The organism is Pseudomonas rossensis (assembly GCF_039888995.1).
Classification (GTDB): domain Bacteria; phylum Pseudomonadota; class Gammaproteobacteria; order Pseudomonadales; family Pseudomonadaceae; genus Aquipseudomonas; species Aquipseudomonas rossensis.
Genome location: NZ_JBBWCB010000088.1, coordinates 1 through 23,925, shown reverse-complemented (window position 1 = coordinate 23,925; position 23,925 = coordinate 1). Strand labels below are relative to the sequence as shown.

Here is a 23,925-nt window from a genome sequence, read left to right as displayed (position 1 = left end):
TGTGTTGTGCCTGGGCCTATCAGACCGGGCAGGGGCGGTGTGTCTTCAGCCGACAACTGCGGTTTTCCGGCACACGCAGTGAGGTTCAGTTATTGGCTGCGGAGCACGCGTTGAAGTTGCTGCCGCATTTCCATCAACGGGCGTTGGCCGGTGAGCAAGGGCAGGGCGCACTCGATGAACGATGAATCCGGCCATTCCGACTACCACAGCCGCGACTATCCCGTGCGCGAAGACATGGCGCATCAGGTCAAGGTCTGGCGATTCGAGCGGTGGGGCTGGTACATCCTGGTGCTGTTGGTGTTGCTGGCGCTGCTCGGTCTGTTTTCACGCGGGCCGTTGAGCACCCGGGACGTTCACGGCGACGATGGCAAGGTCCGGGTTCAATACGAGATGTTCCACCGCCACGGATCGTCCAACCCGATGCAGATCAGCGTGAGGAGTGCGCCCAATGTCACGGTTGAGCTGGAACTGACCGGGGCGCTGCTGGACGGCTTCAACATCGAAACCCTGCAACCGCAACCCCTGCGCGCCATCAGTGCCGGGCAGGGCATGAAGTTGTGGGTGCAAACCGACGCTCAGGGCCAGGCAAATCTTTATCTGACGTTGCGCGGCGATGGGCTGGGACTGTTTCGCAGCCGCATCGCATCGCCCGGCGCCATGCCCGTGAACCTGGATCAATTCATTTTCCCTTAGGTGACCTATGGACTCAGTATTACGCGCGGCCGCGATGTATCTGGCGCTGATGGTGCTGTTCAGGATTGCCGGCCGACGCTCTTTGGCCGAGTTGACGACATTCGATTTTTTGCTGTTGATGATCATCGGTGAAGCGACGCAACAGGCGTTGCTGGGCGATGACTTTTCCCTGACCAATTCGATGTTGGTGATCGTCACGCTGATTGTCATCGATGTTGGCCTGTCGCTGCTCAAACAGCGCTCGCAATGGATATCGCAGCTGATCGATGGCGGGCCGACGATCATCGTCGAGAACGGCAAGGTGCTGCACAAACGCTTGCGCCACGCGCGATTGATCGAGGCTGACATCATGGAAGCCGCACGCTCGAGTCAGGGCATCGAGACCCTTGATCAGATCAAGTTCGCGATCCTGGAGCGCAACGGCAAGATATCGGTGATCGCTCAAGAGCGGGCGTGAGCAGCACCCTATTGATTGAGGGGGCCAAGCACGGAACGAACGACCCACTTCGGGCGCTTCATAAATGCACTAGGCTTGACCTGATTACAGACCGCACTACAGAAGAGGAAACATCATAAGCAGCACCGCCAGCTCCCCGCAGATCGACGTCGTCCAGCGTATGTACAACGCCAAAGGTGATATGGATGTCATCCGCGCGGTTATCGCGCAGGATGCTGTGTGGGACATTGCCGACACCCTCCTCATCGCCCGCGCGCTCGGACGCGGTTGAGTCGACGCCCAACACATCCGCCCCAGATGAGGCAAATTCATGACAACAGAGCATGATCGGACCCTGGTTCAGCCTTCGTTGCCCGGTCGTCTCGGCGATCCCGCCACCGACTTCGGCTCCGGCCCGCGAAGCGACGCCCGTCTGGTCGCGGCCATGACCGCATTCGGTATGAACAAGCACGCTGCTCCGCCGTCTGTCACCGCCGCCGACCCGAGGTCGGCCCTACTCGAGTGGGGGGCCGCGGCTGAAGCGGGCTTTGATCAGCTCTACGACGCCGTCACAGCCGGCCTGCCACCCATTACCGGTGTGACGCGCACTGTCGAGACGATTACCGGCATCGACGGCAACACGATCAAGCTTTACATGCACCGCCCTGCCTAGTCAGAGGGTCCCATGCCCGGCATCGTCTACCTGCACTCCGGTGGAATGGTTCTGCTGAGCATGAACAACCCGCTCCACCTGCGCTGGGCCGACCAGTTGGCCGCCACTGGCATGATCGTGGTCGGTGTCGACTTTCGCAACGGCGCGGGAAAGCTCGGCCCCAACCCCTTTCCGGCCGGCCTCAACGACAGCTTCAGTGCTCTGCAGTGGACCGACACCCACCGCAATAAACTCGGCCTCAGCAAGATCGTCGTCGTCGGCGATTCAGGCGGTGGCAACCTCGCCCTCGCCACAGCCCTCAAGGCCAAGCAAGATGGCCAACTCACCCTGTTTGACGGGGTGTATGCGCTCGCGCCACACATCTCCGGCGCCTACGACTGGAGCGTGGAGGACCAGGCGAGCGAGTTGCCCTCCTTGCTGGAGAACGACCAGTACTTCACCAGCCTCGCCACCAGCCAGGTGCTGGCCAGCCTTTACGACCCTGACTGCGCCAACCGTCGCAACCCCTTGGCCTGGCCTTACCACGCCACCGGGGAAGACTTGTCAGGCCTTCCGCCGCACGTGATCTCCACCAACGAACTCGACTCCGTGCGCGACGAAGGACTTGCCTACGCCCGCAAGCTCGCTCGCGCCGGCGTCAGCGTGATCAGTCGCACCGTTAACGGCATCGTTCACGACGGCGACGTCATCTTCGAGGCCGCTCTGCCGGAACTCCACCACAGCGCTGTCCGCGACATCCACGCCTTCGCCAGCAGCCTATAGCCATCCCCCGGTCAGCGAGATTGGGGTTCGAGGCGCAGTGAAGCGGAACGCCGGGTGCTCAAGCAGCGCTAAACCAAAAAATGATCGGCGTGGCCGTGGGTCACATAAATCGTAGTCAGGTTCTTGCCGCTTGCGCTGATCCAATCCAGCAACGCCTGCGAGCATCGATGGTAAGAAACGTATCGACAACACGGCATCCTGCTTTCCATAGATCAGCGCGGATGAATTGGGCCCCCAAGCCAAGGCTTTGTAACCTGGCGGCCACTTTCCCAAGGTGCGGGCAGTGGCCAGGCCCGACATCGTGAAGGCCATGCACATTGATACTGACCCAGCGCGCCTGAGTGACTTCTGGCATACGCGCTTTCCTGGGCAAATCCCCCAGCAGCTTTCAAGTCCAGAAACGACGACTTGAGGTAGGCGACGGCGACATCCGCGCCTTCACGGGCGAAGGTGATCGCTACGGCGCGACCGATGCCACTGTCGGCGCCGGTGATCAGGGCAATCTTGCCGTCCAGTCGGCCTGAACCATTGTAGCTTTGTTCGCCACAGTCGGGGTACGGGTCCATTTTCTTTTGGGAGCCGGGGACGGGCTGGCTTTGTTTCGGGAAGGGTGGTTTGGGATAGGCAGTCATTGGGAAATCTCCGTTCGCAAGGCAGAAGAGTCAAAGGGTTGACCCTGGTGTTTTGCCTTGAGTTCGGTTGGATTTCAGAGGGCTTGCGACACTCTGGAAAACACAAAAGCCCCCTGTGGGAGCGAGCTTGCTCCGGGCGGCGTTCCGACGATTGCGTCACAACATTCAGCATTTATGTCGACTGATACTCCGCCATCGCGAGCAAGCTCGCTCCCACAGGGGATGTGTCAGGCCTTGCGATTGAGCAAACTGCGCTCCATCCGCGCAATGCCTTCTTCCAGCAATGCCCGTGGGCAGCCGAAATTCAGGCGCACGAACTGTTTGCTGTCATCGCCGAATTCAATACCCGCGCTCAACCCGACTTTTGCGTGCTCAAGGAAAAACTGCTGAGGGTTATCCAGTCCCAGCGCCGAGCAATCGAGCCACGCCAGATACGTGCCTTGCGGGATATTCATGGTCACCCCTGGCAGTCGCGTGTTGACCGCTTCCACCAGATAATCCCGATTGCTTTGCAGATACGCCTTCAACCCGGCCAGCCAAGGGCCGCCTTCGCTGTAGGCGACGCGCGTCGCTTCCATGCCCAACGGGTTGACGCTGTCGACCATGCCGCAGCGAGCGTGGTTGACCCGCGCACGCAAAGCCGAGTCCTGAATAATCATGAACGATGTTTTCAGCCCGGCAATGTTGTAGGCCTTGCTCGCCGACATCAGCGTGATGGTGCGCTTGGCGATTTCCGGGCTCAGGGAAGCCGTCGGAATGTGCACGCGCCCGTCGAAACACAGCTCGGCATGAATCTCGTCAGAGATGATCCAGGCGTCCTGTTCCACGCAGATGTCGGCGACCGCTTGCAGTTCTTCTCGCGGGAAGACTTTGCCCACCGGGTTATGCGGGTTGCTCAGCAGCAGCGCACCGCCACCGGCCAGCGCCTGATTCAAGGCATCGAGTGGCGTGGCGTAAGTGCCGTCCGCCAACGCGTCGAATTCGAGTTCAACCTTGTTCAAACCCCAGTGCCCCGGCGCATGACGCAGCGGCGGGTAGTTCGGAACCTGAACCACAACGTTCTGCTGCGGCTGGACCAGCGCATTCAGCGCCATGTTGAAACCCGACTCCACGCCCGGCAGGAAAATCAATTCCTCAGGCAATACGCGCCAGGTGTACTTGTTCCAGAGGTCGGCGACGATGGCATCGCGCAAGTCATCCTGGGCCACGCTGTAGCCGAGCATCGGGTGTTCCAGACGCTTTTGCAGGGCCTGGAGGATCACCGGCGGTGCGGAGAAGTCCATGTCGGCCACCCACATCGGCAACACGTCGGCCGGGTAACGGCTCCATTTGGTACTGCCGGTGTTGTGGCGGTCGAACACCTGATCAAAATCGAAAGTCATGCTCATCTCATAAAGGCCGGGATTAATTCGGTAGCCATGATAAGCGCCAAGCTCTGTGGGAGCGAGCCTGCTCGCGAAGGCGGCCTTCCAGTCGACATTGATGTCGCCGGATACACCGCATTCGCGAGCAGGCTCGCTCCCACAAATTCTGTGCCTGATTGGCCTGAGGGGATTGCCCGGCGGTCGGTTTTCGCACAGCGCGCTGCTGCATTGTCTACAGTTTTAAGGGTCGGCAGCCAGACTGCCGCAACTGTGATTGTCCAGAAAAACCCGGCAAAAGTACCGGGTCTTCACCTGACAGGAGTGCACGATGGACCTCAACCGTCGTCAGTTCTTCAAGGTCGCTGGTATCGGCCTTGCGGGCTCGAGCCTCGGCGCGCTGGGCATGGCCCCCGCGACTGCCTTCGCCGAGCAGGTGCGCCACTTCAAGCTTGCCCACACCCATGAAACCCGCAACACCTGCCCGTATTGCTCGGTCGGCTGCGGCGTGATCATGTACAGCCAGGGCGATGCTGCCAAGAACGTCGCGCAAAACATCATCCGCATCGAAGGCGATTCCGACCACCCGGTCAACCGCGGCACCCTGTGCCCCAAAGGCGCCGGCCTGCTGGATTTCATTCACAGCCCCGGTCGCCTGCAATACCCAGAGCTGCGCAAACCCGGCACCACCGAATGGACGCGCATCTCCTGGGATGAAGCGCTCGATCGCGTCGCCGACCTGATGAAGGCCGACCGCGACGCCAACTTCATCGAGAAGAATGCCCAGGGCCAAACGGTAAACCGCTGGCTGACCACCGGTTTCCTCGCGGCCTCGGCGGCGTCCAACGAAGCGGGTTACATCACGCACAAGGTCATTCGCAGTCTCGGCATGCTGGGGTTTGATAACCAGGCGCGTGTCTGACACGGCCCGACGGTGGCAAGTCTTGCCCCGACGTACGGCCGTGGAGCCATGACCAATACCTGGACCGATATCGGTAATGCGAATCTGATCCTGGTGATGGGCGGCAACGCAGCAGAAGCGCACCCGTGCGGCTTCAAATGGGTGACCGAAGCCAAGGCGCACAACAAGGCACGCTTGATCGTGGTCGATCCGCGTTTTACCCGGACCGCTTCGGTGGCCGACTATTACGCGCCGATTCGCACCGGCACCGACATCGCCTTTATGGGCGGGCTGATCAACTACCTGCTGACCGAAGACAAGATCCAGCACGAGTACGTGCGCGCCTATACCGACGTGTCCTTCATCGTCAAAGCCGGCTATGGCTTCGAGGACGGGATCTTCAGCGGTTACGACGCGGCCAAACGCAGCTACACGGACAAGTCCGGCTGGGGTTATGAACTCGGTGAAGACGGGTTCGTCAAGGTTGACCCGACGCTGCAAGACCCGCACTGCGTCTATCAATTGATGAAGCAGCACTACAGCCGCTACAACATCGAACTGGCAAGCCAGATTTGCGGCATGCCAGTCGATGCCATGCAAAAAATCTGGGAAGAAATCGCCACCTGCTCGCAACCGGGCAAGACCATGACGATTCTCTACGCGCTGGGCTGGACGCAGCACTCGATCGGCTCGCAGATCATTCGAAGCGCGGCCATGGTGCAATTGCTGCTGGGCAACGTCGGCATGCCGGGCGGGGGTGTCAATGCCTTGCGCGGGCACTCCAACATTCAGGGGCTGACCGACCTCGGTTTGCTGTCCAATTCGCTGCCGGGCTATCTGACCCTGCCAGGGGACGCCGAGCAGGATTACACCGCCTATATCACCAAACGCACGCAAACACCGTTGCGTCCGGGGCAGTTGTCCTACTGGCAGAACTACAGCAAATTCTACGTCAGCCTGATGAAAGCCTGGTACGGCGCGAATGCCACGCTCGAGAACCGCTGGGCTTATGACTATCTGCCAAAACTGGACATCCCGAACTACGACATCCTCAAAGTGTTCGACCTGATGGGCCAGGGCAAGGTCAACGGCTACATGTGCCAGGGCTTCAACCCCATCGCCGCGTTGCCTGATAAAAACCGGGTAATGGCGGCGTTGGCCAAGCTGAAGTGGCTGGTGGTGATGGACCCGCTGTCCACCGAGACCTCGGAGTTTTGGCGCAACGTCGGGCCGTACAACGATGTCGAAACCGCCGGCATCCAGACCGAAGTGATTCGCCTGCCCACCACCTGTTTCGCAGAGGAAGACGGCTCGCTGGTCAACAGCAGCCGTTGGTTGCAATGGCACTGGAAAGGCGCCGAAGGCCCTGGCGAAGCGCGCACCGATGTGCGGATCATGAGCGAGCTGTTTATCCGTCTGCGCCAGCGTTACCAGGCCAACGGCGGCGCTTATGCCGAGCCGATCCTCAAACTGGCCTGGCCGTACAAAATTGCCGAGGAGCCTTCGCCGGAAGAACTGGCCAAGGAAATCAACGGCTATGCCACCACGGACTTCACCGACGCTACCGGCGCGGCGATCAAGGGCAACGCGCAACTGGCCGGTTTCGGCCAGCTCAAGGACGACGGCAGTACGGCTTCCGGTTGCTGGATTTTCTGCGGCAGCTGGACTGAGGCGGGCAACCAGATGGCCCGGCGCGACAACAGCGATCCGTATGGCATGAAGCAACACCTGGGCTGGGCTTGGGCCTGGCCGGCGAACCGACGGATTCTCTACAACCGCGCTTCGTGCGACCCACAAGGCAAACCGTGGGACGAGAAAAAACGCCTGGTGTGGTGGAACGGCAAAGTCTGGGGCGGCACCGATGTGCCGGACTTCAAGGCCGACTCGCCACCGGAAGCCGGGATGAATCCGTTCATCATGAACCCCGAAGGCGTGGCGCGGTTCTTTGCCGTCGACAAGATGAACGAAGGCCCATTTCCCGAGCACTATGAACCGTTCGAAACGCCGATCGGCATCAACCCGCTGCACCCGGAAAACAAGAAAGCCACCAGCAACCCGGCGGCACGGATCTTCGATTCGGTATGGGATTCCTTAGGCGTGGCCAAGGACTATCCCTATGCCGCGACCAGCTACCGGCTGACCGAGCATTTCCACTTCTGGAGCAAGCATTGCAAGCTCAACGCGATTTCCCAGCCCGAGCAGTTCGTCGAGATCGGTGAAGTGCTGGCCAAGGAGAAAGGCATCGTGGCCGGCGACCGGGTCCGTGTCAGTTGCAAGCGCGGGCATATAGAAGCGGTGGCGGTGGTGACCAAGCGGATTCGGCCGCTGCAGGTCAACAATCAGGTGGTGCACCAGATCGGTATCCCGCTGCACTGGGGTTTTACCGGGCTCACGCGTCACGGTTACCTGACCAACACCCTGGTGCCGTTCCTCGGCGATGGCAACACTCAGACCCCGGAATCCAAGTCATTCCTGGTCAACGTGGAGAAAGTCTAAATGGCCAGCCAAGACATCATCGCCCGTTCGGCCACCACGACCGTCCCGTCCTCGGTACGCAATCAAGAGGAAGTGGCCAAGCTGATCGACACCACCAAGTGCATCGGCTGCAAGGCCTGCCAAGTCGCCTGCTCGGAATGGAACGAGCTGCGCGACGATGTCGGCCACAACCTCGGCACCTACGACAACCCTCAGGACCTGAGCGCAGAAACCTGGACCTTGATGCGCTTCACCGAGCATGAAACCGACGCCGGCAATCTGGAGTGGCTGATTCGCAAGGACGGCTGCATGCACTGCGCCGAGCCCGGTTGCCTGGCGGCGTGCCCGAGCCCGGGGGCTATCATCAAGCATGCCAATGGCATCGTCGATTTCGACCAGGACCATTGCATCGGTTGCGGGTATTGCATCACCGGTTGCCCGTTTAATATCCCGCGAATCTCACAAAAAGATCACAAGGCCTACAAATGTACGTTGTGCTCGGACCGGGTGGCGGTGGGGCTGGAGCCGGCCTGCGTCAAAACCTGCCCGACGGGCGCTATTGTGTTCGGCACCAAGGACGACATGAAAGACCATGCGGCCGAAAGGATCGTCGACCTCAAGAGCCGTGGCTTCGAACACGCGGGCCTGTACGACCCGAGTGGCGTCGGCGGTACTCACGTGATGTACGTGCTGCACCACGCCGACACGCCGAAGTTGTATGCCGGCCTGCCGAGCGCTCCGACCATCAGTCCGCTGGTGGAGTTGTGGAAAGGCGTGAGTAAACCGTTGGGCTTACTGGCCATGGGCTTGGCCGTGCTGGCCGGGTTCTTCCACTACGTGCGGGTCGGGCCGCAACTGGTCGAGGAGGACGAACACCCGACCATCCCCGATCCCGCCGTGCATGAAATCGATCCATCGGTGCATACCTATGATCCGAAGGGGGAGGACAGGCCATGAACGACAAACCGATCCTTCGTTACACATCAAACCAGCGCACCAATCACTGGCTGGTGGCGATCTTTTTCTTCATGGCGGCGCTGTCGGGGCTGGCGTTGTTTCATCCGGCGCTGTTCTGGCTCAGCCACCTGTTTGGCGGCGGCCCGTGGACGCGCATCCTGCATCCGTTCATGGGCGTGGTGATGTTCGTGCTGTTCCTGGGATTGGTGATTCAATTCTTTCGGGCGAACTTCTTTATCACCAACGATCGGCTGTGGCTGAGGCGGGTCGGGCGGGTGATCAAGAATGAAGAGGAGGGCGTGCCGCCCATCGGCAAGTACAACCCTGGGCAGAAGCTGCTGTTCTGGACCTTGCTGATTTGCATGCTGGTGCTGCTGTTCAGCGGGCTGGTGATCTGGCGCGCGTATTTCAGCGAGTACTTTGGCATCACCAGCATTCGTTGGGCCATGCTGCTGCATGCGTTGGCGGGTTTCATCCTGGTGCTGAGCATCATTGTTCACATCTACGCCGGCATCTGGATCAAGGGTTCGGTCAGCGCCATGGTGCATGGCGGGGTGAGCCGCGCCTGGGCGAAAAAACACCATGAACTCTGGTACCGCGAAGTGACCCGCGACGAGCACCCCGACCGGCCGATCAGCAAAAAAGGATAACCCCTTGGCGACGATTCTTGAGCCTGGCGAGATCGAAGCGGCGGCGAGTTCTCCGCCGTTTCTGCACCTGCCACCGAAAAACCTGTTCACCTTGCGCCTGGAGCGTCTGGTCGACGGCCATCCACTGGCCGATTACCTGCGTCTGGTGACCGGCCTGTGCCACGTGCAGCAGGGTCTGATGGACGATCCGCCCGTCACCGCCATGCCCGATGCCGAACGCCTGCGAGTGTGCCAGCAACACGGTTTGCCACCGTTCGCCGCCGAGAGTCTGGTGCGCGAAGACGTTTGGCTGCCGTACCTCGATGCGCTGTTGCAGCGTTACCAGCCACCGCCGCAACCTGCCGTGAAAAAAGCCGTGGCGACCTTGCGCAGCGCCAACGTCGGGCAACGCAAGGCCTGGGCGATTGCGCTGGTCAGCGGCCAGTTCACCATGCTGCCCGCCGCCGTGGTGCCGTTTCTCGGCGCGGCGTTGCAGATTGCCTGGAGTCATTGGTTGCTGAGTACGCCGGACCTTGCGCTGAAACCCGGCGACAGTCTCAGCCAATGCCCGGCCTGCGGTTCGCCGGCCATGGCCGGTGTGATTCGCCATCGTGGCAAGTACAACGGCTTGCGCTACCTGGTGTGCTCGCTGTGTGCCTGCGAATGGCATGTGGTGCGGGTCAAATGCGTGTATTGCGAACAAAGCAAAGGCCTTGAATACGTCAGCCTCGAGGACGATCGCCACGCCGCCAATCAGGCCCCGGTACGCGCAGAGGTCTGCCCTGGCTGCCACAGCTACCTGAAACTGCTTTACCTGGAAAACGACGCCGAGGCCGAAGCGCTCTCGACGGACCTGATCAGCCTGCTGCTGGACATGCGCCTGGAGCAGGAAGGCTACCAGCGTCCGGCGCCTAATCTGTTGCTGGCACCGGGAGGTGACTGAGCTATCCCTTTAAGCTATCCCTCCGAGCTCAGCGGCTACACTCAGGCGCTACGGTCATTCGTATTCAGGAGCGCCTGATGTCCAACAGACCCGCCAGCCAAGCGCTGCGGCTGCCTTCCATCGACAGTCTGTTGCGCCATCCCGCCTGCCAACCGCTGGCCGAGCGTTATGGGCGTGACGCGTTGCTGGCCAATTTGCGCCAATTGCTCGATGACTTGCGTGAACCGGTGCTTTCAGGGCAACTCGACGCCATTGAAATCGCGCCTGAAGCATTAGCGGGCAGGGCGGGTGAACGCTTGGCCACTCAGCATCGCAGCAACGTGCGCCGGGTGTTCAATCTCACCGGCACGGTGCTGCACACCAATCTGGGGCGAGCGTTGTTGCCGGAGGAAGCCATCGACGCCGTGCAACTCGCGGCACGCTACCCGCTCAATCTGGAATTCGACCTGCACAGCGGCAAGCGCGGCGACCGTGATGACCTGATCGAAGGACTGATCCGCGAGCTGACCGGCGCCGAGGCGGTGACGGTGGTCAACAACAACGCCGCCGCTGTATTGCTGACGCTCAACAGCTTGGGCGCGCGCAAGGAAGGCATCATTTCCCGGGGCGAACTGATCGAAATCGGTGGCGCCTTCCGCATTCCCGACATCATGGCGAGAGCCGGGGTCAGGCTCCACGAAGTCGGCACCACCAATCGCACCCATGCCCGCGATTACGAGGCGGCCATCGGCCCACGTAGCGGTTTGGTGATGCGCGTCCATGCGAGCAACTACAACATCGAAGGCTTCACCGCTCGGGTGCCGGCCGCCGAGTTGGCGCAACTCGCGCATAAACACGGTTTGCCATTGCTTGAAGACCTCGGCAGCGGCAGCCTGCTGGACCTGACGCGCTGGGGCTTGCCCGCCGAACCGACGGTGCGCCAGGCGCTGATCGATGGTGCAGATATCGTCACCTTCAGTGGCGACAAATTACTGGGTGGCCCCCAAGCCGGGTTGATTGTCGGCCGCAAAGACCTGATCGCGAAGATCAAGAAAAATCCACTCAAGCGCGCCTTGCGGGTCGACAAACTGACCCTGGCCGCCCTCGAAGCGGTGTTGGGTCTGTACCGCGATCCTGATCGACTGGCCGAGCGGTTGCCAAGTTTGCGCCTGCTGACCCGCCCCCAGGCGGACATCCTCGCTCAGGCTGGGCGCCTGCAACCCTCGCTGGCCAAAGTCTTGGGCGAAGGCTGGAGCGTCAGCGCGGTACCGGCGCTGAGCATGATCGGCAGCGGCAGCCAACCAGTGGCGCGCTTGCCGAGTGCGGCTTTATGCCTGCGACCGCACGCGTCCAAACGTCTTCGCGGAGGGCAGCTGCACGGTATGGAAGCGTCCCTGCGAGCGTTGCCGGTTCCGGTGCTCGGGCGCATTGATGACGATGCGTTGTGGCTGGATCTGCGGCAACTGGACGATGAGCCGGCGTGGCTGGCTCAACTCGATCAAATTGCAGGAGCCATAGAGTGATCGTCGGCACCGCCGGGCACATCGACCACGGCAAGACTGCCTTGCTCCAGGCCCTGACCGGCCAGGCCGGCGACCGTCGCCGGGAAGAACGTGAACGCGGCATGACCATCGATCTCGGCTACCTTTACGCGGCACTGGAACCGCAAGCGCCCCTGACCGGTTTTATCGATGTGCCCGGTCATGAGCGCTTCACCCACAATATGCTGGCGGGTGCTCAGGGCATTGATCTGGTGTTGCTGGTGGTCGCGGCCGACGACGGCGTCATGCCGCAGACCCGCGAACACCTGGCCATCGTTGAACTGCTGGGAATCCCTCGGGCGCTGGTGGCGATCAGCAAATGCGACCGCGTCGAATCGTCCAGAGTGCAAGCCGTTCGCGAACAGGTCCAGACATTGCTGACCCCGGGACCCTATGCCAACGCGCCGCAGATTGCGCTGTCGAATGTGACCGGGGAGGGCGTCGAGACGCTGCGACAGGCCTTGCTCGTGGCGCAACGTGAAGTCCTTCAACGCAGCACCACCGGCGGTTTTCGCCTGGCGATTGATCGTGCCTTCAGCGTGGCCGGCGTCGGCATCGTGGTGACCGGCACTGCGTTGTCTGGCGTGGTGGCGGTGGGCGATACGCTGATGCTCGGCCCGCAGGGTAAACCCGTGCGTGTGCGCGGCCTGCATGCGCAGAATCAGGCCGCCGAGGTCGCATTGGCCGGACAGCGAGTCGCGTTGAACCTGAGTGCCGAACGCTTGGCCCTGGAGCAGATTCATCGCGGCCACTGGTTGCTGGCCGAGTGGCTGTACGCGCCGACCCAGCGAGTGGATGTCGACCTGCAATTGTTAGCCAGCGAACCCAAAGCCTTCGAGCACTTTCAACCCGTGCACGTTCACGTGGGGACTCAGGACGTGACCGGGCGGGTGGCGTTGCTGGAAGGCTCCAGCCTGGCGCCGGGTGAACGGATGTTCGCGCAACTGCTGTTGAATGCGCCAGTGCAGGCTGTGAAGGGCGATCCGTTGATCCTGCGTGACCAGAGCGCCCAACGTACCCTCGGTGGCGCGCGGGTGCTCGACCCGTTTGCACCGACCCGACAACGCCGAAGTCCCGAACGGTTGGCGCAGCTACACGCCCTCGCCACCTGCAATCAGTTGGAAGACAGCCTGCCGGCGTTATTGGCCAACAGCGACACCGGGCTCGACCCGCAGCGTCTGGAGCGTCAGTTCAACCGCCCCCGCAACACGTGGGTTTTTCCCGATGACGTGCGCCTGATCGACACCCGCCAAGGTCCGTTGCTGTTCAGTGCGGCCCGCTGGGAAGCACTGAAAGCCCCGTTGCTGGAACATCTCGCACGTTTTCACCAACTGGAGCCGGATCAAATGGGCCCGGACCGGGATCGCCTGCGGCGGTTCACCGGCACAGCGCTGGATCGTCCGACGTTCATCAGTCTGCTAGACGAATTACTCGCCAGCGGCGCGATTGCCGCCAGCGGGCCATGGTTGCATTTGCCCGATCATCAGGTGCGTTTGAGCGAAGACGACGAAGCCCTGTGGCAACACTTGCAACCGTTGTTCGAACAGGCTGGTTTTGATCCGCCGTGGGTGCGCAACCTTGACCATGACGAGGCGGCCGTGCGCTTGCTGCTGTGCAAAATGGCGAGGTTGGGATTGGTGCATCAAGTCGTCCGCGACCTGTTTTACACCGACACGATGATCCGCCGATTGGCGGCTATGCTTGTGCAACTGGCCGCGCAAAACCCGGTGATTCAGGTCACGGCGTTTCGTGATGCAGTGGGCCTGGGTCGCAAGCGCAGCATCCAGATTCTCGAATACTTCGACCGGCTCGGCCTGACGCGACGGTTTGGCGACAAGCGCCACATCCGCCTCGACAATGCCTTGGCCCAACGCGCCGATCACTGACTTCAAGGAAGGCAATCGCGCCCGGTGGCGCGGCCGGGCTTCAAACCCGGTTGGGGACGGCATCCGTTCCCGGGCAGGTTCGACTCCGGCTGCCTTCCGCCATTTTCAACACCCTCAATTTCCTGTGGGCGATTTTATGTTGCAGGGCAACCCTGCAACTTCAGGCTGGTTGGTCGGCCGAAGCGTAAATAACCCGCCGGCCGGGAGGGTTCCATCGACCACCGGATTGCTGCGCACCAATGCCACTGTCCCACGTGTCCTTGAAGACCTCGCGGTCAAGACGCCAAGAGGCCGTTAAACGCGCCCTCGATTTCTACCTCGACCCTGCCTCCCACATCAAAGCCAACCCGCGGAAACTCAACACTATGTTCACAGTCGATCCAGAGCTCGATATCGAAACGCTGTTGGGCCATGCATGCGAATCGCTGGCATCGGCAAATGTCATGACCATGGATTTGGCGGATCGTATAGAGGGGACAAGTCGTAATACCCTGCTGGGTATTTCACAAGTCATCATGCTGGCCGAGTTGGTGGTGAGCCGAGCACTGGATCGACTCGCCCCATCTGAGTAGTCACAGATCCTCTGTGGCCGTTCGGCTCTGTAGCAGCTGTCGAGCCTGCGAGGCTGCGTTCGACTGCGAAGCGTCGTAAAACCTGTGTACGCGGTGAGCCTGACGCACCGCATTGTCTGACCTTACGGCTGCTACGCAGCCGGACGCAGCCTCGCAGGCTCGACAGCTGCTACAAGACAGGCGCAGCTGCTGAAATGGCACTACCACAGAGCCCGAGTTTTTCGCCGTCAAGGTTGTCGATCACTGCATCACATATCGCCCCGGCGCCGACTCAATCGCCGGGTATTGCGCGTTACCGGTATGCAGCACCGAGGGCTGGCGTTCGCCAGACTGTTCAGCCAGCCAGACGAACCAGTCATTCCACCAGCTACCGGAATGTTGCTGGGCGTTCTTGAACCAGGTTTCCGGGTTCTTGGTGACCCGGTTGTTGGTCCAGTAGTGGCGTTTTTCCTTGGCCGGCGGGTTGATCACCCCGGCGATGTGCCCCGAAGCGCCCAGCACAAAACGCTTGGTCCCGGAGAGCAACTCGGTGCTGGCGTAAGCGCTTCTCCACGGCACGATGTGATCGTCATGGGTGGCGAGGATGTACGCCGGAGCCTCGATGGCGCGCAGGTCCAGCTTGACTCCGCAACAGTCCAGCTCACCGGATTTGAGGTCGTTCTGCAGATAGGTGTGGCGCAGATACCAGCAATACATCGGGCCCGGGAGGTTGGTGCTGTCGTTGTTCCAGAACAGCAGGTCAAGGGGGATCGGTTTCTGGCCCTTGAGGTATTTGTCGACGTTGTAGTTCCACCACAAGTCGTTGGGGCGCAGCAGCGAGAAGGTGTTACCCATGTCCTCGCCCTTGAACAGGCCGATGGGGCCCTCCAGGCCGCCGATGGTGCGCTCGCGGTAGGCCACCAATTGTTCGTCGACGAAGATGTCGATGGGGCCGGTATCGAGGTAGTCGAGGAAGGTGGTCAACAGGCTCACACTGCCAATCTCGCGGTCGCCGCGCGCCGCCAGGACGGCCAGCGCCGAGCTCAACAAGGTGCCGCCGATGCAGAAGCCGACGCAATTGGGGCGTTGCTCGCCGCTGATTTCACGGGTCACTTGCAGGCCTTTGATGATGCCGGTTTCGATCAAGTCATCCCAGGTGGTGCCAGCGTGTTCCTGGTCGAAGTTGCGCCACGACATCAGAAACACCGGGTGCCCTTGTTTCAACAGATGGCCAACCATCGAGTTGTCCGGGCGCAGGTCGAGAATGTAGTACTTGTTGATTGACGGCGGCACGACAAACACCGGGCGCCGGTACTGGGTTTCGCTTTGCGGGTAATACTGAATCAGTTGGAAGAGTTCGTTCTCGAAGACCACTTCGCCGGGGGTGTTGGCGAGGTCGACACCGACTTTGAAGGCGCCGGCGTCGCACTGGCGCATCTTGCCTTCTTGCAGGTCGCTGGCCAGGTGCAACAGGCCGGTGAGGAGGCTGCTTCCCTGGGTATCGACGACCCGTTGCAGCGCATCGGGATTACTGGCCAGAAAGTTGCTGGGCGCGCCGGCGGCGATGGCCTGTTCCACCAGATAGAGCAGGCGCTGGCGCGGCTTTTTGTCCGGGATCGCTAACGTGTCCAGCAGCTTCAGCAGAAACCCTGCGTTGAGCAGATAAAAGGCGGCGAGGGAGCCGAACAGTGGCTGGCTCCAGTTGCCGCTGGCAAAACGGCGATCGTCGAAGCTGAATGGCTGACCGGTCAGCAGACGCTGGCCGAGTTCGCCCCATTGCTGTTGGTAATCCGATTGAAGGCTGTCCAGGGTGCCGCGCGGCAGGTCAAACCACTCGTTGTATTCCTGACCGGTAAACCACGGATTGCTACTGACCCAGAGACGTAATTGTTGCACTGCAAAGGAGGCAATGAACGGAACCTGGCCTGACCAGAAGGTGTTGAAGGTATGCGCGTTATTGTCCATGGAGCTCCTTGCCCACATCAGTAAACCGGGTAGAAAAAAACCGCGGCGCCGGACTTCGGCGCCGCGTCAGCAACTTAAGCAAACACTCCTGTGTTTCTAGCGCTCGATGACCAGGCTGACGCCCTGGCCGCCACCGATGCACAACGTAGCCAAGCCTTTTTTGCCATCGCGACGAATCAGCTCATGCAACAGCGACACCAGAATCCGCGCACCCGAAGCACCGATCGGATGACCCAGGGCAATCGCGCCGCCATTGACGTTGACTTTGCTGGTGTCCCAACCCAGTTCCTTGCCGACGGCCAGTGACTGCGCGGCGAACGCTTCATTGGCTTCGATCAGGTCGAGGTCATCCAGGGTCCAGCCGGCTTTGGTCAATGCCAGACGAGTGGCTGGCACTGGGCCGATGCCCATGATCGACGGGTCGACGCCAGCGCTGGCGTAGGCCTTGATGCGGGCCAGAACCGGCAAGCCGAGCGCCAGGGCTTTGGCAGCGCTAGCCAGCAACAGCACGGCGGCGCCGTCGTTGAGGGTCGACGAGTTACCGGCGGTCACGCTGCCGTTTTTCTGGAACGCGGGTTTGAGGTTGCCCAGCGCTTGCAGCGTGCTGTCCGGACGCGGCTGTTCATCGGTGTCGAAGACCAGCGGCTCACCTTTGCGCTGAGGGATCAGGATCGGGGTGATTTCACGCTTGAAGTAACCGGCTTCGATGGCAGCAGCGGCTTTCTGTTGCGAGGCCGCGGCGAAAGCGTCCTGGTCTTCGCGACTGAGCTCGTACTTCTGCGCCAGGTTCTCGGCGGTGATGCCCATGTGGTAGTCGTTGAAGGCGTCCCACAAACCGTCCTGAATCACGCTGTCTTGCAGTTGCGCATGACCCAGACGCAAACCGGTGCGGGCCTTGGGCAACACGTACGGCGCCAGGCTCATGTTTTCCTGACCGCCGGCAATGATCAGTTCGGCGTCGCCGCAACGGATGGCCTGGACCGCCAGCTGGACAGCTTTGAGGCCTGAGCCGCAGACCTTGTTCAGGGTCAGGGCAGGGGTGGTATGGGGCAGGCCGGCCTTGATTGCCGTCTGGCGTGCCGGGTTTTGCCCCGAGCCCGCGGTGAGTACCTGGCCGAGGATCACTTCATCGATCTGCGAGCCGTCCAGACCGGTCTCTTCCAGCAAACGGCGAATGACCGCCGCGCCCAGCTCGGTGGCTGGAATCGCGGACAAGGCACCTTGAAAACTGCCAATGGCGGTACGAGTAGCGGCAACGATTACGACTTCGTTCATGCGTGACCTCATTAAGATTTTGTCGAGCGGAAGCAGGGCATCCATGCCCTGACAGGTCTACTGCATGTTCATGCCGCCGTTGACCGAGAAGTCGGCCCCGGTGCTATAGGCCGATTCATCGGAAGCCAGCCAGGCCACGATGGAAGCGATTTCTTCAGGTTGGCCGAGACGCCCGACCGGTGTGGCCGCGATCATGGTGTCGAGAATGTCCGGACGGATGGCCGCTGTCATGCTGGTCTGGATGTAACCTGGGGAGACGGTGTTGACGGTCACGCCCTTGCCGGACACTTCCCGGGCCAGTGCCATGGTGAAGCCATGGATGCCGGCTTTGGCCGCGCTGTAGTTGGTCTGGCCGAACTGGCCGCGCTGACCGTTGATCGAGGAGATGTTGATGACCCGTCCCCAACCCTTGGCCAGCATCCCTTCAATCACCTGTTTGGTGGTGTTGAACAGGCCGCTCAGGTTGGTGCCGATGACCGCGTTCCAGTCTTCGGGCGTCAGTTTGCGAAAGGACGCATCACGTGTGATGCCGGCGTTGTTGACCAAGACATCGATCGGGCCGAATTGCTCACGTGCCATCTCGAACGCTTTGCGCGTTGATTCCCAATCGGTGATGTCGCCGTAGATGCATTCGAATTGATAACCCGCCTCCAGTTGGTTCGCCATCCATTCTTTCTTGCGGGAGGAATCTGAGCTGCAGCCCACGATGACCTTGAATCCTTCCTTGTACAGGCGCTGGCTTATCGCAGTGCCAATCCCACCCATACCACCCGTGACCAACGCAATACGACTAAGCGACTTCATACACTCTCTTCCTTTTTGTGTTTTGCGCTGCAAGATGGGTGGATTGTTCGGTATTGGCGGGGTGTGCGGAAGTGTTGAGAGGTGACTGTCTGGTGTCCAACGGTGCCATGCACGAAATGAAACTGAACTGTGCGCTACTTCTGTCGTCGCCTCGAAACGCTCTTGTAGCAGCTGCCGAGCCTGCGAGGCTGCGTTCGGCTCGGGCCGCGTTCGGACGAAGCAGTCGTAAAACCGGACACCGTGGTCTTTCAGCCAAACCGCGTACGCAGGATTTGCGATGACTTCGGTCGAGCGCGACCCCGGCTCGAACGCAACCTCGCGGGCTCGGCAGCTGCTACAGGGCGACGATTAGCCTGAAACAGTGGCTAAAAGTGAGGATTACCTATACTGGGATCAATATTGGCAACTGAACTACCCGTTAGAATTTGATTTTCATGCAGATCAGTTATGGCTCCGGACAGGATGTTCGGTTCCACAGGTCATTGAGGACGCCATGTATAGAATGAGTTCAGGCTATGCCAGCGTGCTGGTAAATACGCTCTTGGCTCAAGGACTGGATGTTGCCAGTCTGTGTCGGGAGGCTGGGATGGACATGGAGTCCGTTAACAACCCGGGAGCGTACTGCGAACGAAGGGCTATTTATCGGCTATGGGAACTGGGAGCCCAGGCCGCTGGCGATCCAGACATCGGTTTGAAGGCCTATGGAAACTTCCATCCCGGTAACCTTCAGATCGTCGGCTACACCATGATGTCCAGTTTGAATCTGAAAAAAGCACTTGAACGTCTGGTACGTTTCAGCCCTTTGATCAGTACCGGATTCAGCCTCCTTCTTTTTGCCGGAGCAACAGCATCATCGGCTGGCGTTGATCATCAGCAAAAGGGGTCGGTCAAACCCCGGCAGTACTCGGATGCAGGCATGGCTTCATTGCTGGGTTTTTGCCGTTGGCTGGCGGGAGGCAACTTACCGCGACCGCTGAGTGTGGAGTTCGCCTATCCCGAACCTGAAGACACGTCCGAGCATCAAAGACTGTTTGGCTGCGACCTGCATTTTGGGGCTGCCTATGACAGCATCCTGTTTGACGGGCAGGAGCTTCTGCGTCCGCTGAGCATGGCTAACGAAGAACTGGCGGTACTGCATGACAGTTTTGCCGAAGCTCGATTGGTTTCGCTGCATGGCTTCACCATCGTCGGCAGAATTCGGGCACTCATTACCAAGCGCTTGAGTCAGGGCCAGGGGCCGTGCGATATGGAGTCGATCGCGGCCGCATTGAACATCAGCAAGCGAACGCTACAACGCACCCTGGAAAAAGACGGGACGCAATTCAAGGATGTGCAGAATGCCGTGCGCCGGCAATTGGCCGAATTCTACTTGCGCAATTCTCGCTTCAACATGAAGCATGTCGCGTATCTCCTTGGTTTTCATGACCACAGCAGCTTCAACAAAGCGTGCAGCCGCTGGTTTGGCATGACACCCGGTCAGTATCGGGCCGATGAATCGTTTGAAATCGAGGGAGCCGCGCCCGTGTGACGCGGTTCTCCTCACCGTTAAACGTTATTTCGTCGGAGGTTTTTTTACGCCTTTCTTGCCCTTGGCAGGTTTGCCCGCTGGACTCGCAACCTTGGCGATGAGGTCAGGGGTCGCTGCGGGTATTTTCTGCTTGATCGGCTTAGGGATTACCGCTGGGGTTTTCTGCTTGATCGGCTCTGGGGTTGCCGTCGGGATTTTCTCCTCGATGGCATCGGCCTCACCGGGTGGTTGGGTCAGGCTGAAATCTGGCAAGGGAACGTCGAGCAGCGTGTGCAGCTCACACCAGAATGGGTTGTCGGCGCCGCTGGTCAGCAGTTCCGGCAGCAGATTGGCGACGGCCGCCAGCACTTGTTGGCGCTCTTCGACCTCAACCAGAATCAAGGGCAGGCTGTGCAGGCTTTCTTGCGGATGGGTAGCGACCAGCAGTTTTTGCAGGCGCAGGGTTTCGCGCAGATCAAGTGGCTTGGCACTGTAGTCCTGGAGCAGCACTTGCAGTTGCAGGATCAATTTTTCAACGCTTTCCTTGCCCGACTCGTCGCTGTCGCGGCCCAGCAGGAACAGGATCCGTATCAAGGCTTCCATCAGACCGCCAAGGGGCAGGGCATCCTGCAGGCGCTCGATCAGGACCTTGTCGTGTTGCTTGGCATGTTCCTGGAGATTTCGCCCCGGTGCATTGCCGGCGAGGCTATTGAGTACGCCATACACGCCGTAGAAACACATTTCCTGAGCCGCATCACGCAGATCCCGATAGCCGTTCAAGGCGTCTTGCATCTGGTTGGAAAACAATTCCTGCCAGACCAGCAACGGATTGTTTTGACTGGCGGGGTGACGATCCTTGCTCACTTGGGCGGCGCTTCCCGCCAGCCACCACAGCGCCGGGTTCAAGCTGCTCCAAGCCACGTGCTGCTGATGGAAAGGGTGTGCCCGGCGCAGCAGTTCGGCGCTGGGTTCGTTGATCAGTTGGCGCAACCATGGGCGTATGAATTCGTCGTACACACTGTTGTTGATGGCGGACGCGCGCTGGACCAGCGCGAATTCGCGATCGTCATCACGGGGCGGCTGCACCTGGCCATGAATGTCGGCGATACGCCGGCGTTCGAAACGCACGGCATATGGCGTCGCCGAATTCTCCGGCAGGTCTTCGATCAGCATTTCATACAGCCCGGCTGACAGCGCATTGATCGCATCGACCGCACCGAGCAACTCACGGTGCTCACGCCGCGCCACTTCACCGGACACGAAGATGCCCAGGTGACCGATGCTCGCGTGTCGCAGGTAAACGATGGTGCGTCCGGCATTTTGCAACGCGAGATCGCTGGGATAGACGTCGGTGATCCAGTCCAGTGCCTGCTGCGGGGAGGTGATGTTGTCGCCATACGAGCAGAACACCACCACCGGCACTTCGATCAGCTTGAGGTCAAGCCCGCTGCTCTTGCGCCCCAGGCCACCGGACAGCCGATTGCCGATGAACAGGTCGTCGACAATCATCTCGATCTCTTCGCCATTGAGCAGGGTCGGGCTGCCCCACCAGCGTTCGAAATCCAGAAAGCGTGCGGCCTCGCTGTCGACTTCGCTGAACAGGTGGTAGTACTTGCCCCAATAGGTGTTGGCCGGGTCCAGGTTTTCGAAATTGCTGACCAGCCAGGTGCCGTCGAAACGGTCATTGCCTAGGTCGCTTCCCAAGCGTGCCATCCAGCCACCGCCCAGCAAACCGCCGGTGTAGCGCATCGGATTGCGGCCATTGACGCCGGCCCAGTACGACAACGGCGCACCGTTGACGATGATCAGCCCCGGCAATTCCGGACGGGTGGCCGCGAGGCCCATTAACGCCCAGCCCGCCTGGCAGTTGCCGATTACCACGGGTTTGGTGCTGTCGGGATGTCGGGCGCTGACGACTTCGATGAACCGCGCCTGAGCTTCTGTGATATCGGCAAGGGTTTGCCCTGGGCGGGGCGAGTGACTGAAGGAAACGAAGTAGGTGGGGTGGCCGGCTCTCAAGCTTTCGCCGATGACCGAATCCTGTTTGAAACCGCCGATGCCCGAGCCGTGACCGCCGCGGGGGTCGATGATGATCACCGGCTGTTTTTTGCTGTCGATCTGTTGTCCTGGACCGCCAAGGATTTGCAACAGCGAGTAATTGACCGGGCGGGGCAGGTCTTCACCGGCGACCAGCGTTTCATGATGGAACTTGAGCAGCAGCGGATACCCGGCGCGTTCGTGGGCCAGGGTGTTATCGCCGCGCTGACGCAAGGTATCCCAGAACAACACGCTGCGTTGGCCGAGGTCCGTGAAGTATTCCTGCCACTCAGCAGGCGTTGGCTGTCGGAGTTGCCCAAGGCTTAAAGGCGCGAAAGTTTTTGCCTGGCGCTTCTGCACGGCGTCGAGGACGTTACGGGTATTGAGGCGTTGCAGATGATTCAGGTGTTCGAACAAGCCTACAGGTTCGGAAAGCTCTTCATCTTGCACCGCAATATTTAATTTCTGAGCCATCGTGATCTCCTGACGCCATGCATGGGAACCTGCGCACCTGAACCCTTTAGCTAAAGAGGGCTAGGCTGGCCGTTCGACAGTCTGGAGTTTATAGCGAATAGGGAGGGCATGAGCAAAGTTTATTTTGCAGCGCACAAAAATAGACATTGCCAAATGGTTTTGTGCACTGCAATATCAAGGCTAACGCGATGACTGGCCGGATCGCTATCGCGTCCTCAGGTCCATCAGGGCCTTCCAGTACCAGGAGATTCAAGCATGTCTTTTTTCAATTCGGAAAAACTGCAAACCGCTCAGAAAGCCAACCTCGATCTTTTGCAGCAAATCAGCGGCAAAGTCTTCGCCAGCGTTGAACAGCTCAGCCAGTTGCAGTTCAAGGCACTGCGCGACTCCACCGAAGAGCACTTCGAAGGTGTTCGCAAGCTGCTGGCCGTCCGTGATCCACAAGGTTTCGCTGAGCTGCAGGCTTCTTTCACTCAGCCGAGCGCGCAGACCGAACGTCTGGCCGAGTTCAACCGTCAGGTTCAAGCGCTGATCGTGGGTACTCAGTCGGACATCGCCAAACTGACCTCGAGTCAGGTCGAAGCGGGCACCCAACAGGTGCAAGAGTTCGTTGAAGCCATCAGCAAGAATGCACCGGCCGGCTCCGAGCCTGTTGTGGCAGCGTTCAAGTCGAGCCTGGCGAATGCCGGTACTGTGTTCGAAAGCGCACAAAAAGCCGTAAAACAGGCTGCCGATGTGGCTCAGAGTAATTTCGACGCAGCGACTGCAGCGGCCACCAAAGCGGCCCCGGAAGCAAGCGCCAAGGCTACCAGCGGTAACAAGTAAGTCGCATTAGATCAGCGGAACCAATGGCGATGGGTTTACTCCCCATCGCCATTTTTTTTCGGCCCGTTATCGGTGCCGGGTTTACCGCTGAACATGCCAAACAGGTTCTGGGTATTGAGATACAACGCCTTCGACTGGTCGACATACTGGCGCATCAGATCCTGCATCACCGGGGCCTGTTGATGCATGAAGTCGCTCCAGGCCTCGGACGACTGCGCGCCGGTCTGGGACTGGATGTCGATCACGGTCTGAATGCTCTTGTCCAGATAGCTGCCGAGTACGCCCTGATATGGGCCGTAGAACTGGATAATCCCCATCAGCATTTCGCTGGTGAAGATGGGTTCACCGCCGCTTTCAGCTTCCAGAATCACTTGCAGCAGAATGCTGCGCGTCAGGTCCTCGCCGCTCTTGGCATCGACCACCTGAAAGGCAATTTTGTCGACCACCAACTGGCGTATGTCCGCCAGCGTCAAATGACTGCTGGTGTGGGTGTCATACAGTCGGCGATTGGGGTACTTCTTGATCAGGCGGGGGGTGGTATCAGTCATGCGGGGCGTCTCGCGGCGGGCCTGGTTTGCAGGCATCTTAACCTACTCTGGCCACTGAAGCGGTTTGGTGT

19 protein-coding genes, 1 tRNA gene and 3 pseudogenes are annotated in these 23,925 nt (G+C 60.2%); 15 read left to right on the top strand and 8 right to left on the bottom strand.

All coding sequences use genetic code 11. The features are described 5' to 3' along the window. The 5 genes and pseudogenes from WLY71_RS21070 to WLY71_RS21050 all read left to right on the top strand — a co-directional run. Positions 1 to 185: pseudogene (locus tag WLY71_RS21070) on the top strand (ompetence-damaged protein); the annotation flags it as partial. Then, the gene (locus WLY71_RS21065; RefSeq protein ID WP_347805073.1) at positions 175 to 693 is read left to right on the top strand and encodes a hypothetical protein; all 519 of its coding nucleotides are present in this window, start codon (positions 175 to 177) and stop codon (positions 691 to 693) included. The pseudogene WLY71_RS21070 and the gene WLY71_RS21065, both read left to right, overlap by 11 nt. 7 nt (positions 694 to 700) lie before the next feature. Further along, positions 701 to 1,150 carry a DUF421 domain-containing protein gene (locus WLY71_RS21060; RefSeq protein ID WP_347805072.1) on the top strand — a complete coding sequence of 150 codons (450 nt, stop codon included), beginning with the start codon at positions 701 to 703 and terminating at the stop codon, positions 1,148 to 1,150. Positions 1,151 to 1,460: 310 nt separating this feature from the next. Then, positions 1,461 to 1,802, top strand: a complete 342-nt coding sequence (locus tag WLY71_RS21055; protein ID WP_347805071.1) for a hypothetical protein — start codon at positions 1,461 to 1,463, stop codon at positions 1,800 to 1,802. A gap of 12 nt (positions 1,803 to 1,814) precedes the next feature. Further along, complete coding sequence (locus tag WLY71_RS21050; RefSeq protein WP_347805070.1) at positions 1,815 to 2,564, top strand: alpha/beta hydrolase fold domain-containing protein; 750 nt, start codon at positions 1,815 to 1,817, stop codon at positions 2,562 to 2,564. Between the two features lie 410 nt (positions 2,565 to 2,974). On the opposite strand, the pseudogene WLY71_RS21045 reads toward WLY71_RS21050, so the two are convergent. After that, positions 2,975 to 3,196 (bottom strand): annotated as a pseudogene (locus WLY71_RS21045) (SDR family NAD(P)-dependent oxidoreductase); the annotation flags it as partial. Positions 3,197 to 3,423: 227 nt separating this feature from the next. Continuing rightward, positions 3,424 to 4,578 (bottom strand): MalY/PatB family protein, encoded by a 1,155-nt coding sequence (locus tag WLY71_RS21040; RefSeq protein ID WP_347805069.1) that lies wholly within the window; start codon positions 4,576 to 4,578, stop codon positions 3,424 to 3,426. Between the two features lie 310 nt (positions 4,579 to 4,888). Between WLY71_RS21040 and fdnG the strand changes: the two genes are divergently transcribed. The 7 genes from fdnG to WLY71_RS21000 all read left to right on the top strand — a co-directional run bounded on the left by fdnG (position 4,889) and on the right by WLY71_RS21000 (position 13,970). Continuing rightward, positions 4,889 to 7,954 carry a formate dehydrogenase-N subunit alpha gene (gene fdnG / locus WLY71_RS21030; RefSeq protein WP_347805068.1) on the top strand — a complete coding sequence of 1,022 codons (3,066 nt, stop codon included), beginning with the start codon at positions 4,889 to 4,891 and terminating at the stop codon, positions 7,952 to 7,954. Continuing rightward, on the top strand, positions 7,955 to 8,890 hold the full coding sequence (gene fdxH, locus WLY71_RS21025; protein WP_347805067.1) for a formate dehydrogenase subunit beta: 936 nt from the start codon (positions 7,955 to 7,957) through the stop codon (positions 8,888 to 8,890). Further along, entirely contained in the window at positions 8,887 to 9,540 is a 654-nt protein-coding gene (locus WLY71_RS21020) for a formate dehydrogenase subunit gamma (protein WP_347805066.1), read from the top strand. Before fdxH ends, WLY71_RS21020 begins: the two co-directional genes overlap by 4 nt. Positions 9,541 to 9,544: 4 nt before the next feature. Further along, positions 9,545 to 10,462, top strand: a complete 918-nt coding sequence (gene fdhE, locus WLY71_RS21015) for a formate dehydrogenase accessory protein FdhE (RefSeq protein ID WP_347805065.1) — start codon at positions 9,545 to 9,547, stop codon at positions 10,460 to 10,462. Between the two features lie 77 nt (positions 10,463 to 10,539). Next, entirely contained in the window at positions 10,540 to 11,964 is a 1,425-nt protein-coding gene (selA, locus tag WLY71_RS21010; RefSeq protein ID WP_347805064.1) for an L-seryl-tRNA(Sec) selenium transferase, read from the top strand. Then, positions 11,961 to 13,868 carry a selenocysteine-specific translation elongation factor gene (gene selB / locus WLY71_RS21005; RefSeq protein WP_347805063.1) on the top strand — a complete coding sequence of 636 codons (1,908 nt, stop codon included), beginning with the start codon at positions 11,961 to 11,963 and terminating at the stop codon, positions 13,866 to 13,868. The genes selA and selB overlap by 4 nt, the downstream gene beginning before the upstream one ends. A 6-nt stretch (positions 13,869 to 13,874) precedes the next feature. Beyond that, positions 13,875 to 13,970: transfer RNA gene (locus WLY71_RS21000), tRNA-Sec, on the top strand. 70 nt (positions 13,971 to 14,040) lie between these two features. On the opposite strand, the pseudogene WLY71_RS20995 reads toward WLY71_RS21000, so the two are convergent. Beyond that, positions 14,041 to 14,157, bottom strand: a pseudogene (locus WLY71_RS20995) (RES domain-containing protein); the annotation flags it as partial. Between WLY71_RS20995 and WLY71_RS20990 the strand changes: the two are divergent. After that, on the top strand, positions 14,108 to 14,440 hold the full coding sequence (locus WLY71_RS20990) for a DUF6124 family protein (protein ID WP_347805062.1): 333 nt from the start codon (positions 14,108 to 14,110) through the stop codon (positions 14,438 to 14,440). The pseudogene WLY71_RS20995 and the gene WLY71_RS20990 overlap by 50 nt on opposite strands. Positions 14,441 to 14,680: 240 nt before the next feature. On the opposite strand, the gene phaC is transcribed toward WLY71_RS20990, so the two are convergent. The 3 genes from phaC to phbB form a co-directional block, all read right to left on the bottom strand. Beyond that, the gene (gene phaC / locus WLY71_RS20985; protein WP_347805061.1) at positions 14,681 to 16,384 is read right to left on the bottom strand and encodes a class I poly(R)-hydroxyalkanoic acid synthase; all 1,704 of its coding nucleotides are present in this window, start codon (positions 16,382 to 16,384) and stop codon (positions 14,681 to 14,683) included. A 96-nt stretch (positions 16,385 to 16,480) separates the two neighbouring features. Beyond that, positions 16,481 to 17,659: an acetyl-CoA C-acetyltransferase gene (locus WLY71_RS20980; RefSeq protein WP_347805060.1), complete on the bottom strand. Its 1,179-nt coding sequence runs from the start codon at positions 17,657 to 17,659 to the stop codon at positions 16,481 to 16,483. A gap of 57 nt (positions 17,660 to 17,716) precedes the next feature. Then, positions 17,717 to 18,463 (bottom strand): acetoacetyl-CoA reductase, encoded by a 747-nt coding sequence (gene phbB, locus WLY71_RS20975; protein ID WP_347805059.1) that lies wholly within the window; start codon positions 18,461 to 18,463, stop codon positions 17,717 to 17,719. 502 nt (positions 18,464 to 18,965) lie between these two features. On the opposite strand from phbB, the gene WLY71_RS20970 reads away from it, so the two are divergent. Continuing rightward, a complete protein-coding gene (locus tag WLY71_RS20970) occupies positions 18,966 to 19,991 on the top strand; it encodes an AraC family transcriptional regulator (RefSeq protein ID WP_347805058.1) in 1,026 nt (341 codons plus the stop codon). Between the two features lie 24 nt (positions 19,992 to 20,015). On the opposite strand, the gene WLY71_RS20965 is transcribed toward WLY71_RS20970, so the two are convergent. After that, complete coding sequence (locus WLY71_RS20965; protein ID WP_347805057.1) at positions 20,016 to 22,481, bottom strand: DUF3141 domain-containing protein; 2,466 nt, start codon at positions 22,479 to 22,481, stop codon at positions 20,016 to 20,018. 255 nt (positions 22,482 to 22,736) lie between these two features. On the opposite strand from WLY71_RS20965, the gene phaP reads away from it, so the two are divergent. Beyond that, positions 22,737 to 23,306, top strand: a complete 570-nt coding sequence (gene phaP / locus WLY71_RS20960; RefSeq protein ID WP_347805056.1) for a TIGR01841 family phasin — start codon at positions 22,737 to 22,739, stop codon at positions 23,304 to 23,306. Between the two features lie 35 nt (positions 23,307 to 23,341). Here phaP and phaR read toward each other — a convergent pair whose 3' ends face one another. Beyond that, positions 23,342 to 23,890 carry a polyhydroxyalkanoate synthesis repressor PhaR gene (gene phaR, locus WLY71_RS20955; protein WP_347805055.1) on the bottom strand — a complete coding sequence of 183 codons (549 nt, stop codon included), beginning with the start codon at positions 23,888 to 23,890 and terminating at the stop codon, positions 23,342 to 23,344. Between the last annotated feature and the right edge of the window lie 35 nt (positions 23,891 to 23,925).